Raw genomic sequence first — 16,116 nt, 5'->3', positions numbered from 1 at the left:
CTTTCGTCTGCCCTCCATCATGCCTCGGCGCGGATCTCCAGCGGGAGGATCGTGAGCCCTCCCCTGCCCCAGCCTCCGCCGGTGATCTGGATGCTCTCGCCATCGACGCACCTCCACGACGGCTCAGCCCCGCCCTGGCCGCGGCCGTGGGAGACAGGCATGGCGCCGTAGCCGAGGGCGGAGACGGTCAGGGAGCCGAGGCGGCGGGTGGGGCGCGTCACCGGCGTTCCGGGGTCATGCCGGGCAGGAAACTGCGGTGGAGCAGCTCCAGGGCCTCCGTACCCAGGTAGGCGTCGAGGTCCGACGACGAGACGCCGACGGAGATCAGCTGCCCGTCCACCTCGGCCGTCTCGGCCACGAGCTGCCCCTCCCGCAGTTCCTCCGGGTCGAGCAGGCGTTGCGCGAGCTCCTCGGCATCGCCCTCGGCGCGGAGCACTCCGCGGCTGGTGTGCTCCCCGGAGCTCTCGAACCGGGTCGCGATGACGGCCTCGCGGGCGTACGCCTCCACGGCGCCGTCGTCGGCCGGGCGGATCACCGAGGTCATGAGGTGGGCGTTCTCGAGATCGAGGAGTGCGAGCAGGTCGTCGAGGTCCTCGTAGAGCGACTTCGCCGTCGGGCGCCCGTCGAGGTCGTCAGCCGACGGGGCGGTGGTGGCCACGAGGTCCTCGCCGATCGCCGCCACGACGGTCCGCTCGATGCGTTCGCCCTCGAGCACGAGGGTGTCCCCCTCGCGCGCGGCCGCGCTCCCGAAGGCCCGCTGGTAGTCCCCGAGCAGATCGGCGACCCCGGTCCAGAGGGTCGCCGCCCCGGCTCGGCCCTGGTCGACCGTCACCATCGCTATCGGGGCGTACAGCCGGTCTGGGGATCCGAGCCACTCGGACGGCACGGTCGGGAGCAGCGCCGACCCGCCGCTCACCATCAAGCGCGCGTCGATCTGGAAGAAGATGTCCGTCCAGGGAACCCCGCCGAGATCGTTCCAGGTCGCCCCGGGCTCGATGCCGAGCGCCTCCCGGGCGGCGGCGGGTCGGCCCCAGCCGATCCTCGCGAGCTCACCCTCCCCGCCGAGGGCGTCCAGGCCGATCCGGGAAAGCAGCCCGGCAAGGTCGTCGCCCCCGCCCCGTGAAGGGAGCAGAGAGCATCCCGAGGTGCCGAGCAGCGCCGCGGCGAGCAGCGTGCGTCGTGTGAGCCTCCTCATCGTTCAGACCTCCATGCCGTCGGCCGTCGGCGCGGGCGGGCGGGCGGTCACCGGGCGGTCGAGGTAGAACAGCGCCGTCGAGGCGATGTCATCGCGCAGCGGCAGGTAGCGGCCGCCCGAGCGCCAGCCGAGAGCCTGCACCTCCACCCGGGGCAGGCCCGTAGTGAAGCGGATCGGATCGGCGACGTGCCAGCGGTACAGGCCGAAGCGCTGCTGCGCGACGTACAGCCCATCGGGACGGATCACCTGCGGCATGCCCAGGTACGGAGTGGAGAATTCCGTGTACCACTGCCCGGGGACGTCGAAGTTCCAGGCCCCGCCGAAGTAGTCCTCGGTGCCGGTGCCGCAGATCGTCGGGAACTCGGTGTCGTCGTCGAGGTAGAACTTCATCTCACCCTCGCCCCACCAGCCGTTGGAGTGCGCGCCCCACGCGAGATAGGTGCCGACGTTGTGGCCCTGCCCCTCGATGCCCTCGAGCAGGACGTGCGGCGTCGCCTCAGCAAGCGGGTTCGATCGGCGCCACTGCGCGTGGAGGTAGGCGTCCTCGGAGTGGTCGCCGCCGATCTCGTAGGTCACCTGGTAGTAGACCCGGGCGTCGTGCTCGGAAGTGTTCTCGAGGGTGAGCCGCGCCCCCTCGCGGAAGGGCATCGGCCAGTAGGAGTTGAAGCCGCCGTGCGGGTTCGCGGCGATCATCTGCGAGTCGACCTGCGCGAACCGGCCCCAGCCGGACGCGAAGAAGTCCCCGTAGGGCACCTCGACCGCGGGCTCGTCGGCACCGTCCCAGTAGGCGCGCAGCACGAGGCGGCGCCAGTTGTCGGTGTGCGTGGTGATCCAGAGGTGGGTGATCACACCCGGTTCGTCGATGTCGGCAAGGGTGAAGGGCTCCCCCGCCGGGACGTCGACGCTCGGCGAGACCTTCCAGCCGCGGCCCAGGTCACGCGCCTCACGGGCACCGGTGCCCTCGGTGGCTCGGGCGCCGCCGCCGGGGCGGCCGTCGACGTTCTCGGGGCTGATCGAGCGGGTGCGGGTGGAGCGGAGGTCGGCGAGGGACACGGAGGGACTCCGGGGAGAGGTGACGACGGTCACTCGCACCGTATCGTGAACGAGCGGTCAGCGCCCCTCCCGCTCCCAGCGGCGTCGCACGAGCGAAGCCAGGCTGTCGCGGCGCGCCGTCCGGTAGGCGGTGAGCCCGGGCAGGGTCGACTCGAGGCGGGCGGCGTCGACGAAGAAGCCGAGGATCCCGGTGAGCACGTCGGTGGCGACCGAGGGGTCGAGGTCGTGCGCGGCCATCAGGGCGTCGACCGCGCCGTCCACGCCGAGCGCGCCGCTCGGGTCATCGACCGAGGCGAGCAACTGGAGCGCGTCCGCCGTGCGGCTGCCGACGGAGGCGTACGCCCAGTCCACGAAGGCGACGGCGCCGTCCGCGTCGACGATCATGTTGTCGCTGCGCACGTCGGCGTGGCAGAGGGTGTCCCCGGCGAGCGCGTCGATGCCCCGCTCGGAGGCCTCCCGGAGCGCGGGGAGTCGAGCGGCGTACCAGGGGTCCAGGTCCGCGGGCGGGTCCGCGGCGATGCGGTCGAAGCCGCGCAGGTCCGGGCCGAGGCACTCGAGCGCGGTCGGGAGCCCGGGCACCGGGCAGGGTGTGGTGGTGGCCTGCAGTTGGTCCAGGGCGGTGAGCACGGCGCGCAGCTGCTCCGGTCGCCAGGGCTCGTCCGGCATCCGCCCGGGGGCGGCACCGGTGACCAACACGAACCAGTCCTCGTGGTCGAAGGCCGCGACCAACGGCGGCACCGGGGCCGAGGGCGGGATGCGGGCGAGGGCCGCGGCCTCCCGACGGTTCAGCGCGACCGAGCCGGGGTTGTCCGCGTCGCGCACCGCCTTGACGAAGAGGCTCGCGCCGTCGGCGGTGGTGACCACCTCGGCGGTGCTCGGGGAGAAGCCCCCGGCGCAGGAGCGAGTCGTGACGACGGGCCCGCCGAGCAGTCCCTCGATCCGCGAGCGGACGGCCGACGGAAGGTCCGCCCAGGTCAGACGGTGGGTCATCGCAGCGCGATCCCCAGCCCCGGCGCGTCCGGGAGGTGGATCGCGCCGCCCTCGAGTCGGTAGGCGGAGGCGTCGACCCCGTCGGTCGTCCCCGGCACGGCCTCGACCACGGGGACCGATCCGAGGCCCGCCGCGAGCTGGGCCGCGTAGAGGGTCTTCAGAGGGTGGCCCCAGGCGTGCGGAGAGGCCTGCACGCCGAGCTCCCGCACGGTGGGCATGAGCTCCCGCCAGGCGGTGAGGCCGAAGGAGAGCACGTCCATGAGCAGCACGTCGAGCAGGCCCGCTGCGGCGAGCTCGAGCACGGCGGGGACGTCCGGGTCGAACTCGCCGTCGGCCAGCAGCACGCTGGTGCCGGTCCGGCGGACCAGCTCGAGGCCGGCGGCGTGCTCGGCGAAGGGCTCCTCGATCCAGAACAGGTCCAGCTCCGCGGTCTCCTCGAGGAAACGGACGGTGCGCTCCGGGTCGTAGCCGTCGTTCATGTCCACCAGCAGGCGGGCCTGCGGATACGCGGCGCGGACGGCGCGGACCACCTCGAGGTCGCGGGCGAAGCCGGCCTCGGTCTCCATCCAGCGGTTGCCGCGGCCGAGCTTGAGCTTGAAGGCCCGGTACCCGGTGGCGTGGTCGGCGGCGCACGCGGCGAGCACTCCCTCGATCCCGCGGGGCGCCTCCTCCGGGTCGAGGTCGTCGAAGTAGATGGCGCCCGAGTAGCAGGAGATCACCGGGGCGGGATCGGTGCCGCCGAGCATCCGGTGCAGCGGCACGCCCAGGACCTGGGCGGCGAGGTCGTGGAGGGCGACGTCGAGCGGGCGGGCGGCATGGTCGAGGATCCCGCTCTCCGGGGCGATCAGCTCCTCGAGCGGGCGGCCGACGAGGGGGCTCGGGTCCGCCTCGGGCCCTTCGTCGAGGCCCCAGCCGACGGCTCCGGCGTCGGTCTCCATGCGCCAGGCGCGCGTCGTCGGGCCGTCGCCGTGCGCGCCGAGCCGCGCATTGCGGCCGATCGTGCGCGGGTAGCGGGAGCGGATCGTGAGGGGATCGATGCGGGCGATCCGATGGCCAGCGAGCGAGGTCATCCGACGAGCCTAGTGCGCCGGGACCGTCCGACGTAGCGTGCGTCACAGGACAGATGGTTCCCGGCGAGGACTCAGCGGGGCTGCAGGGAGACGGAGAGGAACACGGTGACCTGGGCGTCGCCGGCGCGGTAGGTGCGGCCCGAGTCGGTGAGCAGGCGGGCGGAGGCGCCGGAGGGGAGGACCTGTGTGCCGGATGCATCGACGACCTCGAGCGAGCCCTCGATGACGTGCACCATCGATCCCGCCGACGGAACGCCCGAGCCGCCGGGGTGGACGTCCTCGCCCACGAGCTTCCACTTCCAGGTCTCCACGGAGAGGTCCGCGGTGTCGATCGCGTCGAGCAGCACCGCCCAGCTGCCGTTCTCGGTGGACCACACCTCGACCCCGTCGGGCGGGGCGTCGGCGCCGACGCCCATGAGCGCAGCGAAGGTGGTGCCGAGACCCGCCGCGATCCGGTCGAGGGTCGCGATCGAGGGGTTCGCCTGGCCGAGCTCGATCTGGGTGAGCATGCGCCGGGAGACGTCGCTGTTCTCGGCGAGCGCGGCGACGGAGAGGTCGAGCTCCTGCCGCGCGGCGCGGATCCGGGCGCCGAGGCTCGCGGCGACCGCGGGTCGCATGCCACCGCTCATCGCTCACCTCCTGCAGATCGTGCGCGCCAGTATCCCACCCGTGGTGATGGGAACTATATTGCGCATCGGCGGGAGTGAGCACTATGTTGCTCACGTGTTCGCTCCTCTCCCCCGCTGGTACGCGTCCTACGGCAGCTTCGCCCTCCCCCAGGCCGCCGCCCCGATCGCCTTCTCGCTCATCGCGCTGCCCCTGACCGGCGATCCCGCGAGCGGTGCGGCGATGGTGCTCGCGATGACGGCCGCCCAGGTGCTCGGCGCCGTGCCGATCACCCGTCTCGGCCGCGGCCTGCCGCCGATCGCCGTGCTCCGCACGCTCATCGCGGTGCGCACCCTCGCCCTCGTGGCGATCGCCCTGCTCGCGGGACTGCACGCGCCCTTCGCGCTGGTCATCGCCGCGGCCGCGCTCGCGGGGCTGGTCAACGGCGCCGCCTACGGGTACCTTCGCGCCGCCCTCAACGACCTCGTCGCCGCGGACCGGCTGCCGCGCGCGCTCGGCGTCGCGGCGACCCTCAACGAGGTCGTCTTCGTGTCCGCCCCGGTGCTCGCCGCCGCCCTCGGCTCCTCCTCGCCGCAGCTCGCGGCCTGGGCCATGGCGCTGCTCGGCGCGGGGCCGCTGCTTCTGCTGCCCCGCGGCCGCCGCGGTGCGGTGCCGGCGGAGCGACGCGGCGGGCTGCGCTGGACGCCGCGGATCGCCCTCTGGCTCGCCTGTGCCGCCGCGAGCGGCGCCGCGATCGCCGCGATCGAGATCGGCGCCGTCTCCCTCGCCGTCGGCTTCGGGATGCCCGCCGCCTGGGGCGTGGTCTTCCCGGTCGCGCTGTGCACCACCTCGGTGCTCGGCGGGATCTGGGTGAGCGTGCACAACCGGGAGGCGCGGCCGCGCACCGTCCTTCAGTGGCTCGCGGTCACCGGGGCCGGCGTCGCGGTCGTCGGCTTCGGCGGCTCGGTCGCCGCGACCCTGCTCGGCGCCTTGCTGGTCGGCGCGGTCCTCGCCCCTCTCGCGACCCACTACTCGCTCGCCCTGGACCGGCTCGTCGAGCCCGCGCACCGCGCGGAGGTGTTCGCCCTGCTGCGCACGGCGAGCGCTCTCGGGGTGATCACGGCGAGCGCGCTCATCTCGCTGACCTCCCTGCAGGTCACCATGCTCGCCGTAACCGCCCTGATGGCGGTGGTGCTGCTCGCCTCAGCTCTCGTCGTCGCCCACGACGCCCTTGCGCAGCAGCAGGCAGCCGTACTTCCGGGTCTCGAGGGTGCGGAGCACGGCGACGGCGGAGCGTCCGGCCTCGTAGAAGGCGAAGCGGTCGAGGGAGCCGATCCGGTCCTCGCGCACCGCGGCTGAGGCGCGCAGCTCCGCCTGCACCTCCTCGCCGAGCCCCGGCTCCGGGGTCATCAGCAAGGCCGACGGGCCCTCGTACATGTCGATCGGCAGCACCGTGCGCACGGCTCGCACCAGCTCGGGGGTGCTGGTGGCGACCTCGAGCACCGGGGCGCCCATGGAGCGGGCCGGGTAGTGCGCATCGGCGATCAGCAGCACGTCGCCGTGGCCCATGTGGTCCAGGATCCGCAGCAGGTCGCCGGTGAGCAGGGGGTCGATGCCGATGAGCATGGGGTGGGGCCTTCCAGGTGGTGCGTCCTCCGGGGTCCCGCCATTGTGCCGGTACCGTGGCCGGATGAGCACTGCATCCCCCGTCGGCGTGGTCGTGGTCGGCTCGGCGTCGGTGGACCTCACCGCCGTCTCGACCCGGCGGCCCGCCCCCGGTGAGACCCTCCTCGGGGAATCCTTCTCCCTCGTGCTCGGCGGGAAGGGCGCGAACCAGGCGATCGCCGCGAGCCGCGCCGGGGCGCCGACGCGCTTCGTCGGCTGCGTCGGCGAGGACGACTTCGCCACCGTGGTGCGGGACGGTCTCGCGGAGGCCGGGGTCGACCTCGCGCATCTGTGCACGGTGCCGGGGCGGACCGGGATCGCACACATCCGCGTCGACGCCGACGGGGAGAACGACATCGTGGTGGTGCCGCTCGCCAACAGCTGCCTCACCGCGGAGCATGTCGACGCCGCGCTCGCGGAGGGCGCCGCCCGGGTGCTGCTCACCCAGCTGGAGATCCCCACCGAGGTGGCGCTGCACGCGCTCGCGGCCGCGCATCGGCGGGGCGTCTTGACGATCCTCGATCCTGCCCCGGCGCAGCCGCTGCCCGCGGAGCTGTGGCCGCTGCTCGACGTCGTCACCCCCAATGAGACCGAGGCCGAGCAGATCACCGGCGCGGCCGATCCGGAGGCCGCCGCTCACTGGTTCCTCGCGCGGGGGACGCGGGCGGCGCTGATCACGTGCGGCGCGGCGGGCAGCCTGCTGGTCACCGCTGCGGGGACGACCGAGATCCCCGCTCGAGAGGTCGAAGTGGTCGACACGACCGCGGCCGGAGACGCCCTCGCGGGCTACCTCGCGGCGCGGCTCGCGGCCGGGGACGAGCTGGCCGCGGCGGCACACATCGCCGCGATCGCGGGCTCCCTCGCGGTGACGCGGCGCGGCGCCTCTCCCAGTATCCCGGCGGCCGACGAGGTCCTCGCCTGAGGCTCAGGCCTCCCGCTGGCCCGCCGCGAGATCCAGCAGGTGGTCGAGGACGCCCTCGCCGCTCGCGCGCAGGCCGTTGTGCTCGTACTCGCTCGTGACCCAGGTCCGCAGGCGCGGCAGCAGCACGGCCGTGGCGAGGGACTGCTCGCGGGGCACGTACGCGTCGTCGTAGTAGACGGCGGCGGCGCCCGGCACGTCCGCGGCCCGCAGCGCGTCCGCGTCGTACAGGCAGGGCCACTCGTGCGCGGCGAGGAGATCCGCCGCCTCCGCCCAGGGCGCGAGCTCGGGATCCTCGTCGAAGAGGTTGCGGTGGATGTGCTCCCCGCCGAGCAGCGTCGGATCGTCGGCGACCTCGCGGGGCATCGTGCGATCGGCCGCCCAGCGGGTCGCGACGCCGTCCGCCCAGCAGGACTCGTGGATCACTGCGTACAGCGGGTTGCGGCCGCCGAAGGGCAGGGCCGCGGCGAGGTCGTGCGCGAAGGCCGGCGAGTCCGGGTCCAGCTCGAGGAGGAGGTGCAGCCGCTCCTGCCCCTGGGAGGCGCCGAGCAGATGGCCGAGACGGCGCAGCCGCTCCACGCCCACCCGCTGTCCGTCCGGGAGGCGGAGCGTGCCGGCCGCGGCGCGGTCGGCGAGGGCGCGGAAGCGGTCGCGGTCCCCGGGGAAGCGCGCCCAGAACCGCTCGCTGCGCGGGATCATCCCCGCCCAGGTGGTGGCGTAGACCGCGTCCATCCCCGGCCCCACCGTCGGCAGCCCGCCGGTGAACAGGGCCTTCTCCACGGAGCCGGCGTGCGCGGAGAGATAGCGGAGCGTCGTGAAGCCGCCGAAGGACTGGCCCAGCAGCGACCAGCGCTCGACCCCGAGGTGCTCGCGCAGCAGCTCGGCGTCGCGAGCGATCGCGTCGGCCCGGAAGAGGGTCAGGTACCGCGCCTGCTGGTCGGGAGTCGCCTCGCGCAGGGTGCGGGCACCGGGGATCGCGCCCTCGGGCAGCGGGGCGTCGGGGCCGACGGGCGTCGAGCGCCCGGTGCCGCGCTGGTCGAGCATCACCACGCGGTGCTCGCGCAGGGCGCGCGGGAGCCAGGGCGGGGTGCCGGGGCCGACGGGGCGCGGCGCCTCCGAGCCCGGTCCGCCCTGCAGGTACACCAGCAGGGGTCGGTCCTCCCCGCCGGGCGCGGCGACGATCCGGGCGAAGAGCTCGAGCCGCGGGCCGGCCGGATCGGCGTGGTCCAGCGGGACGGGGAGGGTGAGGTCGCGCAGCACCAGTCCGGGCTGCGTCCAGGTGCTCTCGCTCATCGGGGCTCCTCGTCGAGGGTGGTCGAGCCGGGGAAGAACTCCCACTCGAAGGTGTGCAGCGTGCCGGGATGATCGCCGCGGCGGAGGGCGCTGCCGACGAGCACCTCGGAGTAGCGGTGGAACACCCGGTCCACGCCGTAGTAGCTGATCGAGCCGAAGTACTGCGACTCGAGGGGGACGTCGCCGATGGCGATGATCTCGAGGTCCTCGGGCAGCCGCAGTCCGGCCTGCATCCCCGCCATCTGCAGCGACAGCGCCTGGTATCCGGTGAAGCAGACCACCGCCTCGGGACGGTCGGGGCCGGTCAACCACTCCTGCCCGCTGGTGTACGCGGCGAGACCGCCGGGTTCGATGATCCGGGCGAGGGTCGAGGGGTCGTCCCCCGCCTCCCGGGCGGTGTCGAGGAAGGCCGCGGCGCGCGGATGGCTGAGCACCGCCTCGGGCGCCGCACCGATCCGCTGCACCAGGAGGTGGACCCGGTCGTGGCGGGCCCGGAGCCGCAGGAACGCCTCGCGCATCGCCCGGTACGGGGTCGAGGAGATGACGTCGAAGCCCTCGGGCTCCATGATCCCGGAGAAGGCGACGATGCCGCTCTGCACCGAGGCGGCGAGACGGCGCACCCGGTCGGGTGCCCCGGGGGACCGGTCGATCGAGGTCACGAGCGCCGCGTCGGCCGAGGCGGAGGAGAGGTACTCGAACCAGCGCTCGTCGGCGAGGACCAGGGTCGAGAAGTCGTGCTCGAGGGCGTCGGCGGCGACCTGGTTGGTCAGCTGCACGCCCCAGGGATCGGCGAGGTCACCGAGGGCGAGGACGATCCCGCCGCCGCGGCCGGTGCGCATCGCCTGCGCATTGCGGTTGGGGACGTAGCCGAGCTCCTCGGCGGCGGCCCGCACCTTCGCCTTCGTCTCCGGGGAGCCGGACGAGCGGGCCGAGCCGCGACCGGACAGGACGAAGGAGGCGGTGGCCGGGGAGACGCCCGCGGTGCGCGCGACCTCCGCGAGGGTCACGGGGCCCCGGCGAGGTGCACGCTGGCCAGACGACATCGATGCACCTCTCAGGTCCGTGGCCTCCGTTCGACAGAGCCTCACCTTACCCGGGCACGGGGTCTGGCGCGGGGCCGCTCCGCGGAGGAGGATCGGGCGCATGAGCGCTCCCGAGATCACGGTCCGTCCCCTTCCCGTCGTGCGCCTCGCCGCGCTCCGCGTCGCGGTCCGCGAGCAGGCCGCCGTGGGCGAGGTCGTCGGCCCGCTCTTCGCCCGCGTCGAGCATGCGCTCGAGGTCGCGGGCCTCACCCCGCAGCTGCCGATCGCCGCCTACGCGATGGATGCGACGGGACTGCAGGTCACCGTCGGCTTCACCGTCGACGGCGAGGTCCCCGACGGGCTCGAGACGGTGGACCTGCCCGCCGCGGAGGAGTCCCTCTGCCTCGTGCACGTCGGCACGATGGAGGGCATCGGCGCGAGCTGGGGCGCCCTCCACGAGGCCGTCGCGGCGCGCGGCCGCGAGCCCGTCTGGCCCTCCCGCGAGGTCTACGTTCGCTCCGAGGGAACGGACCAGCGGGACTGGCTGACCGAGCTCCAGCAGCCCCTGGCGAGGTCTATCGTGGACTGAGCCGGGCACTCGCCCCGGCCCGATCGAACCCAGGAGGCACCATGAGCACCGAGGACACGTTCGAGAACAGCAAGGACAAGCTGAGCGGCCGCCTCAAGGAGGGCGTCGGCAAGCTGACCGGCGACAAGGAGGTCGAGACCGAGGGCAAGGTCCAGCAGGGCAAGGCCGACGTCGCCGACGCCGTCCACGACGCCAAGGACACCGTCAAGGGTGCCGTGGACGGGCTCCGCGGGACCCCGGACGACTCCGCCCGCTGAGGATCACTCCGCCGCGTCCGCCCGGCGCACCGCCTCGAGGTGCGCCGGGCGCACACGGTCCACGGACTCGTCCACCTCGTGGTGATCGCGCAGCCAGCGGACGACGAACGGGCACACCGGCACGATCCGGTGCCCCGCCGCGACGCTCGCGGTGAGCGCCTCGCGGGTGAGGACGCCCGCCAGACCCCGCCCGCCGAACGACTCGTCGACCACCGTGTGGTGGAAGATCCGCTGGGCCGCAGGGTTCTCTGGGTCCTCGGCGAACTCCGTGTAGAGGGAGAACCCGGCCTGCACACCGTCGACGAGGAGGTCGAAGCGGTGATGCTCGGGGTTGTCGCGGACGATCACGTCATCGCTCATGGGGGTCCTCCTCCAGAGGGGTTGCCTGCACGGTAGGCAGAGCCGGGGCGGGCGTCAATCGATCGGCAGGCGGCGCCCGGCGGAGGCGATCCCCAGCCAGGTGTGGCGATTGTTCCACCAGCACCAGCCGAGCTTCGGCGCGTCCTTCCGCTCCGCCCCTTCCCGCCCGCTGCCATTGCTGATCCACAGCGCGGGGGTGCGGGAGTCGAGCTGACCGCTCGCCTTACGGATCCGGGAGCCGATCGTCATGAAGCAGTGGTTCCGCTCGAGGACCTCCGGGACCTGCAGCACCCAGAGCAGACCCTCCGTGAGCAGCAGCGGGCTGCGCCCGGCGGCGGTGATCGCCTCGAGCGCCTCGGCCGGTGAGGCGTTCTCGTGCTCGTCGCCGCGGTCCAGGGCCTCGACGAGGTGGACCGGGGCATCGGGCAGCTCGACGCCGGTCGGGACGAAGGCATCGACATCGATCATGTCCTCGACCACGAAACCGGGCTTCTCCCCGCGGCGCATCAGCGGTGCGAGGGCCGACGGCGGCACGAGCACCGGGTCGAGGGAGAGCAGGGCGTCGGTGCGGTCGGCGCCGGCGCGGGCGGCGGCGTCGGTCAGAGCCTCGGCGGGGAGACCGGCGAGGGTGTGGAGGTCCAGGGCGATCAGGCGCTCGGCCTGGGCAGCGAGGGTGGGCAGGGCGGTGTGTGCGGCGATGGGAGCTCCTCCGGGTGGGGTGGCGCGGGGTAGTCCTCAACGGCTCCGCGGCTGTCCGTATTCCCGCGGGATGCGAGGTCCGCGGCCGGGTGCGCGAGACGATCCGCCGCACCCTCCGGCTCGCCGGCTGACCGGTCGTCATCCCCGACGTCGCCGCGCCCCGCGCGCGAGATCGCGGAGCACCTGCTCGGTCCGCTCCCAGCCCATGCAGGCGTCGGTCACCGAGCGGCCGCGGACCAGGCCGGCCGGACCCGCGGCGACGTCGAGGGACTGCGCGCCCTCGAGGAGGTTGCTCTCGAGCATGATCCCGGCGACCGCGGTGCCGTCGTGCGCGACCTGGTCGGCGAGCATCGTCGCCACCTCCGCCTGGCGCACGTGGTCCTTGCCGCTGTTGCCGTGCGAGGCGTCGATGATCAGCCGGGCGGGAAGGCCGTGAGCCGTGAGCGCCTCCCCCGCCTCCCGCACCGGACCCGGACCCCAGTTCGCCCCACCGGCCCCGCCGCGCAGGATCAGCGAGGTGTCCGGGTTGCCGGAGGTCGCGACGAGGCTCGCCCGCCCATCGGCGCCGATGCCGAGGAAGGTCTGCGGGGCGGACGCGGCCCGGATCGCGTCGAGCGCGACCTGGATGCCGCCGTCGGTGCCGTTCTTGAAGCCGATCGGCATCGACAGCCCCGAGGCGAGCTGACGGTGGATCTGGGACTCCGTGGTGCGCGCCCCGATCGCGCCCCAGGAGACGAGATCCGCGATGTACTGCGGGCTGATCGGCTCGAGGAACTCGGTCGCGCAGGGCAGGCCGAGGGCGTCCACCTCCCGCAGGAAGGCGCGGGCCGTGCGCAGCCCGGTCTCGAGGTCGTGTGAGCCGTCGAGGTGCGGGTCGTTGATCAGGCCCTTCCAGCCGACGGTGGTGCGCGGCTTCTCGAAGTAGGTGCGCATCACGAGGAGCAGGTCGTCCTCGAGGTGGTGCCGCAGGTCGGCGAGGCGGCGGGCGTACTCGAGGCCCGCCTCCGGGTCGTGGATCGAGCAGGGGCCGACGATCACGAGCAGCCGGTCGTCGTCGCCGCGGAGCACGTCCCGGACCTGGTCGCGGTGGGCGACCACGCCCGCGGGGTCGGCGGGGAGCTCCGCGAGCAGCTGCTCGGGGGCGGGCAGCGGGGTGATCCGCTCGACGTGTCGGTCGACGGCGGTGGGGGTGGCGAGTGCGGTCATGGGTCCTGTCCTCTGGGGGGGGGGAGGCGGACCCGATGCTCAGAGCCCGCCGGGAATGGCGAAGGGCAGAGCATCTGCTCTGCCCTTGTCGGCTCTGGAGAGGGTTGGCGCTACGCGGCGGCCGGCCCCTCCGGAGCCGACATCGCATAGGTAAACCAACGGTTCTGCATGGAGGGGACTGTAGCGCATGCGGGGGTGGGCGGGTGGTCCGGGGGGCTCTGACGACTACGGGCGTGTGGCGTGGCAGTACGGTCATATAGCCGTAGTGAAACGTTACGCGCCAGTAACTGACCATGGGCCACCACCGCGACGCGGCGGACTCTCGTGGACAGCGCGGGCGGCGGGCGGCAGCATTTCCCCCCTCTCAGCATCAATTCCGCGGCATTTCCCTACACCCCTGGACCCTGGGCCGCGGCATCGTGACGGTCGCCGGCTAGCCGAGCGCCGCCGTCGACTCGCGGATGACCAGCGTCGTCGCGAGCTGGACGTGATGGGAGACGGGCTGGACGCCGTCGGCGACCCCGAGCAGGGTCGCGAGGCCGAGCCGCGCGATCTCGGGCAGCGGGGTGTTCACGGTGGTCAGCTCGATCGGGCTGGGCATCGCGGCGTAGGTGTCGTCGTAGCCGATGACGCTCACGTCGCCCGGCACCGAGATCCCGTGATGGGTCAGCTCCCGCACCACGAGCAGCGCGCCCGGGTCGGTCACGCAGAAGAAGGCGGTGGGCGGATCGGGCAGCGCGAGCATCGCCAGCGCCGCCTCCCCCGAGCCTTCGATGCCGGTCTCGGCGACGAGCGCGGAGTCCTCGGGGATCCCGGCCGCCTCGAGCGCGGCCCGATAGCCGCTGCGCCGCTCGCGGAAGCCGGCGTGGCTGGCGATGCCGCCGACGAAGCCGATCCGCCGGTGCCCCAGCGCGATCAGGTGCTCGGTCGCCTGCTTCCCGCCGGACCAGGCGTTGGAGCCGACGCCGGGGACGCTCGCGTCGAGCTCGTTGGTGGGATCGATGGCGACGACGGGGAAGCCGAGCTCGGCGCACACCGCGGTGGAGCGTTGTGCGAAGCGGGTGGTGACCACGAGCATTCCCGTGTGGCCGCGGCGATGCAGTTCCCGGATCCGCTCCTCGGTGATCTCGCGACCGTAGCTGCGGCCCAGCGGGTTGATCACCTCGAGCACCAGCTCGACGTCGCGCTCCGCCGCCTCGGCGACGAGGCCGTCGAGGATGCGCAGGAAGTACAGGTTCGCGAGGGTCTCGAGGACCACCACCACGGAGCGTCGGCCGACGGGCCCGCCGACCGTGGTCCGCGCGTAGCCGACCTCGGCGAGCGCCTCCTGCACGCGGTGCCGCAGCGCCGCGGAGACGCCCGGCCGGTCGTTGAGGACCTTGGAGACGGTCGCCTTGGAGACGCCGAGGGAGCTCGCGACGGAGTCGAGGGTGGGGCGCTGCGGGGCACGTCCGGTCATCGGAGCACCGTACCAGTGACGAAATAGTTTCCGCCACTGCCGTGACCCACATCATGCTTGACCCCCCACACCCCCGAGACTACGGTCATTACATCGTAGGAAACTCTACGAAACAGTTTCTTCTGCAATGAGGCATCCATGACCGTTGAGAGCACCACCCCGGATCTGTCCGGCACCTACGGCGGTGTCGGCGCACCCTTCCCAAACCCGGTCCTGCCGGGCTTCAACCCGGACCCCAGCGTGGTCCGCGTCGACGGCGCGTACTACATCGTCACCTCCACCTTCGAGTACCTGCCGGGGCTGCCGGTGTACCGCAGCGAGGACTTCGTGACCTGGGAGCAGATCGGCAACGTCGCGACCCGCCCCGAGCAGCTCGAGATCTCCGAGGTGCCCACCAACATGGGCGTGTGGGCGCCGACCCTGCGTCACCACGACGGGCTCTTCCACGTGATCGTCGGCGTGCCTGGCGGTCGCGGCTGCCTCGTCTTCACCGCGACCGACCCCGCCGGCCCCTGGAGCGACGGCATCGTCCTCGAGGGCCTGAACGGCATCGACCCGGACCTCGCCTGGGACGAGGACGGCACCGCCTACGTCACCTTCTCCGGCCTGATCCTCTCCGGCCCCGAGACCGGCAAGCACCTCGGCATCCAGCAGGTCCGCGTCGACCTCGCCACCGGTGCCCTGCTCGAGGAGCCCCGCGCGCTGTGGTCCGGCTCCGGATCGATGTTCCCCGAGGCCCCGCACCTGCACCGCCGCGGCGAGCACTGGTACCTCGTGATCGCCGAGGGCGGCACCGAGCGCGGCCACGGCGTATCGATCGCCCGCTCCGGCTCCCCCGTCGGCCCCTTCACCGCCGGGCCCGCGAACCCGATCCTCACCGCCCGCAGCACCACCCGGCCCGTGCAGAACACCGGCCACGGCGACCTCGTCGAGGGGCCCGACGGCGAGACGCTGCTGGTCATGCTCGGCGTGCGCCCCCTCGGCGGCACCCGCGCCTTCTCGCCGCTCGGGCGCGAGACGTTCGTGACCCGCGTCGAGTGGGTCGACGGCTGGCCCGTCGCCGAGCCCGTCGCGCTCGCCCCGCGCCCGAACCCGTCCGAGCACGTCCGCTTCGACGCGCCGCTCGACAACCGCTGGATCGGCGTGCGCCGCCTCCCGCAGGAGATCGCGAGCGTCGACACGGCCGCCGGGACGCTCACGATCACGGCCGACGGCGCCTCGCTCGAGGACGTCCGCCCGGCCTTCGTCGGCCGCCGCCAGCTCACCGTCGAGACTGCGGCGAGCACCGTGCTCGACGTCTCCGCCGGGATCGGCGGCCTCGCCGTGCGCTACGACGAGGACCACCACTACTCGATCCGGGCCCGCCACGAGGGCGAGCGCGTGCAGGTCACCGCGTCGGCCGTCGTGCCCGGGATCCGCCAGGAGTGGACCGGCACCCTGCCCGCCGGGCCCGCCACCCTCCACCTCGACTCCTCCCGGCCGCGGAACGCGACCTTCGGCACCCTGGGCATGACCAGCGACGTCATCGCCCTGTGGGCCGAGTCCGGCGGCGAGGAGGTCCGCCTGGCGGAGGTCGACGCGCGCTACCTGAGCGCCGAGACCGCCGCCTCCTTCACCGGGCGCGTCCTGGGCCTGTTCGCGACCGAGGGGACCGTGGTCTTCCACGGCTACGACGCCGTCGGCACCGAGCAGCCCGTCACGCCCTTCGGCTCGATCGACTGAGCGACTCCCCC

Annotated in this window: 17 protein-coding genes and 1 pseudogene; 5 read left to right on the top strand and 13 right to left on the bottom strand. The window is 73.5% G+C overall.

Annotated features, from left to right (window positions below):
* Positions 1-17: 17 nt before the first annotated feature.
* From V1260_RS11720 to V1260_RS11695, 6 genes are all read right to left on the bottom strand, one after another.
* On the bottom strand, positions 18-221 hold the full coding sequence (locus tag V1260_RS11720; RefSeq protein ID WP_329746997.1) for a hypothetical protein: 204 nt from the start codon (positions 219-221) through the stop codon (positions 18-20).
* Positions 218-1,195: a hypothetical protein gene (locus V1260_RS11715; protein WP_329746996.1), complete on the bottom strand. Its 978-nt coding sequence runs from the start codon at positions 1,193-1,195 to the stop codon at positions 218-220. The genes V1260_RS11720 and V1260_RS11715 overlap by 4 nt, the downstream gene beginning before the upstream one ends.
* A gap of 3 nt (positions 1,196-1,198) precedes the next feature.
* Positions 1,199-2,248, bottom strand: a complete 1,050-nt coding sequence (locus tag V1260_RS11710) for a glycoside hydrolase family 172 protein (protein WP_329746995.1) — start codon at positions 2,246-2,248, stop codon at positions 1,199-1,201.
* Between the two features lie 57 nt (positions 2,249-2,305).
* The gene (locus V1260_RS11705) at positions 2,306-3,238 is read right to left on the bottom strand and encodes an aminoglycoside phosphotransferase family protein (RefSeq protein WP_329746994.1); all 933 of its coding nucleotides are present in this window, start codon (positions 3,236-3,238) and stop codon (positions 2,306-2,308) included.
* A complete protein-coding gene (locus V1260_RS11700; protein WP_329746993.1) occupies positions 3,235-4,308 on the bottom strand; it encodes a mandelate racemase/muconate lactonizing enzyme family protein in 1,074 nt (357 codons plus the stop codon). The genes V1260_RS11705 and V1260_RS11700 overlap by 4 nt, the downstream gene beginning before the upstream one ends.
* A gap of 71 nt (positions 4,309-4,379) precedes the next feature.
* Positions 4,380-4,937: a helix-turn-helix domain-containing protein gene (locus tag V1260_RS11695; protein WP_329746992.1), complete on the bottom strand. Its 558-nt coding sequence runs from the start codon at positions 4,935-4,937 to the stop codon at positions 4,380-4,382.
* A gap of 94 nt (positions 4,938-5,031) precedes the next feature.
* On the opposite strand from V1260_RS11695, the gene V1260_RS11690 reads away from it, so the two are divergent.
* Entirely contained in the window at positions 5,032-6,273 is a 1,242-nt protein-coding gene (locus V1260_RS11690) for an MFS transporter (RefSeq protein ID WP_329746991.1), read from the top strand.
* On the opposite strand, the pseudogene V1260_RS11685 reads toward V1260_RS11690, so the two are convergent.
* Positions 6,196-6,483, bottom strand: a pseudogene (locus V1260_RS11685) (RbsD/FucU domain-containing protein); the annotation flags it as partial. The gene V1260_RS11690 and the pseudogene V1260_RS11685 overlap by 78 nt on opposite strands.
* A 121-nt stretch (positions 6,484-6,604) precedes the next feature.
* On the opposite strand from V1260_RS11685, the gene V1260_RS11680 reads away from it, so the two are divergent.
* Entirely contained in the window at positions 6,605-7,501 is an 897-nt protein-coding gene (locus tag V1260_RS11680) for a ribokinase (protein ID WP_329746990.1), read from the top strand.
* 3 nt (positions 7,502-7,504) lie between these two features.
* Here the strand turns inward: V1260_RS11680 and V1260_RS11675 are convergent, their stop codons facing one another.
* Both V1260_RS11675 and V1260_RS11670 read right to left on the bottom strand, forming a co-directional pair.
* Entirely contained in the window at positions 7,505-8,791 is a 1,287-nt protein-coding gene (locus V1260_RS11675; protein WP_329746989.1) for an alpha/beta fold hydrolase, read from the bottom strand.
* Positions 8,788-9,834 carry a LacI family DNA-binding transcriptional regulator gene (locus V1260_RS11670; protein ID WP_329746988.1) on the bottom strand — a complete coding sequence of 349 codons (1,047 nt, stop codon included), beginning with the start codon at positions 9,832-9,834 and terminating at the stop codon, positions 8,788-8,790. The genes V1260_RS11675 and V1260_RS11670 overlap by 4 nt, the downstream gene beginning before the upstream one ends.
* A 100-nt stretch (positions 9,835-9,934) precedes the next feature.
* On the opposite strand from V1260_RS11670, the gene V1260_RS11665 reads away from it, so the two are divergent.
* Together V1260_RS11665 and V1260_RS11660 are read left to right on the top strand one after the other, a co-directional pair.
* Positions 9,935-10,402, top strand: a complete 468-nt coding sequence (locus tag V1260_RS11665) for a GyrI-like domain-containing protein (protein ID WP_329746987.1) — start codon at positions 9,935-9,937, stop codon at positions 10,400-10,402.
* A gap of 41 nt (positions 10,403-10,443) precedes the next feature.
* The gene (locus tag V1260_RS11660) at positions 10,444-10,659 is read left to right on the top strand and encodes a CsbD family protein (protein ID WP_329746986.1); all 216 of its coding nucleotides are present in this window, start codon (positions 10,444-10,446) and stop codon (positions 10,657-10,659) included.
* A gap of 3 nt (positions 10,660-10,662) precedes the next feature.
* On the opposite strand, the gene V1260_RS11655 is transcribed toward V1260_RS11660, so the two are convergent.
* The 4 genes from V1260_RS11655 to V1260_RS11640 form a co-directional block, all read right to left on the bottom strand.
* Positions 10,663-11,019: a GNAT family N-acetyltransferase gene (locus V1260_RS11655; protein WP_329746985.1), complete on the bottom strand. Its 357-nt coding sequence runs from the start codon at positions 11,017-11,019 to the stop codon at positions 10,663-10,665.
* A gap of 54 nt (positions 11,020-11,073) precedes the next feature.
* Positions 11,074-11,661 (bottom strand): DUF5701 family protein, encoded by a 588-nt coding sequence (locus V1260_RS11650; protein WP_329747249.1) that lies wholly within the window; start codon positions 11,659-11,661, stop codon positions 11,074-11,076.
* A gap of 195 nt (positions 11,662-11,856) precedes the next feature.
* Entirely contained in the window at positions 11,857-12,924 is a 1,068-nt protein-coding gene (locus V1260_RS11645) for a 3-deoxy-7-phosphoheptulonate synthase (protein WP_329746984.1), read from the bottom strand.
* Positions 12,925-13,357: 433 nt separating this feature from the next.
* On the bottom strand, positions 13,358-14,383 hold the full coding sequence (locus V1260_RS11640) for a LacI family DNA-binding transcriptional regulator (RefSeq protein ID WP_329746983.1): 1,026 nt from the start codon (positions 14,381-14,383) through the stop codon (positions 13,358-13,360).
* A 138-nt stretch (positions 14,384-14,521) separates the two neighbouring features.
* On the opposite strand from V1260_RS11640, the gene V1260_RS11635 reads away from it, so the two are divergent.
* Positions 14,522-16,105 (top strand): glycoside hydrolase family 43 protein, encoded by a 1,584-nt coding sequence (locus tag V1260_RS11635; protein ID WP_329746982.1) that lies wholly within the window; start codon positions 14,522-14,524, stop codon positions 16,103-16,105.
* Positions 16,106-16,116: the final 11 nt, after the last annotated feature.

It is taken from the genome of Brachybacterium sp. J144 (genome assembly GCF_036321705.1).
Classification (GTDB): Bacteria; Actinomycetota; Actinomycetes; order Actinomycetales; family Dermabacteraceae; genus Brachybacterium.
Note: the sequence above shows the minus strand (reverse complement) of the source record. Positions and strands in the feature narration are given on the sequence as shown.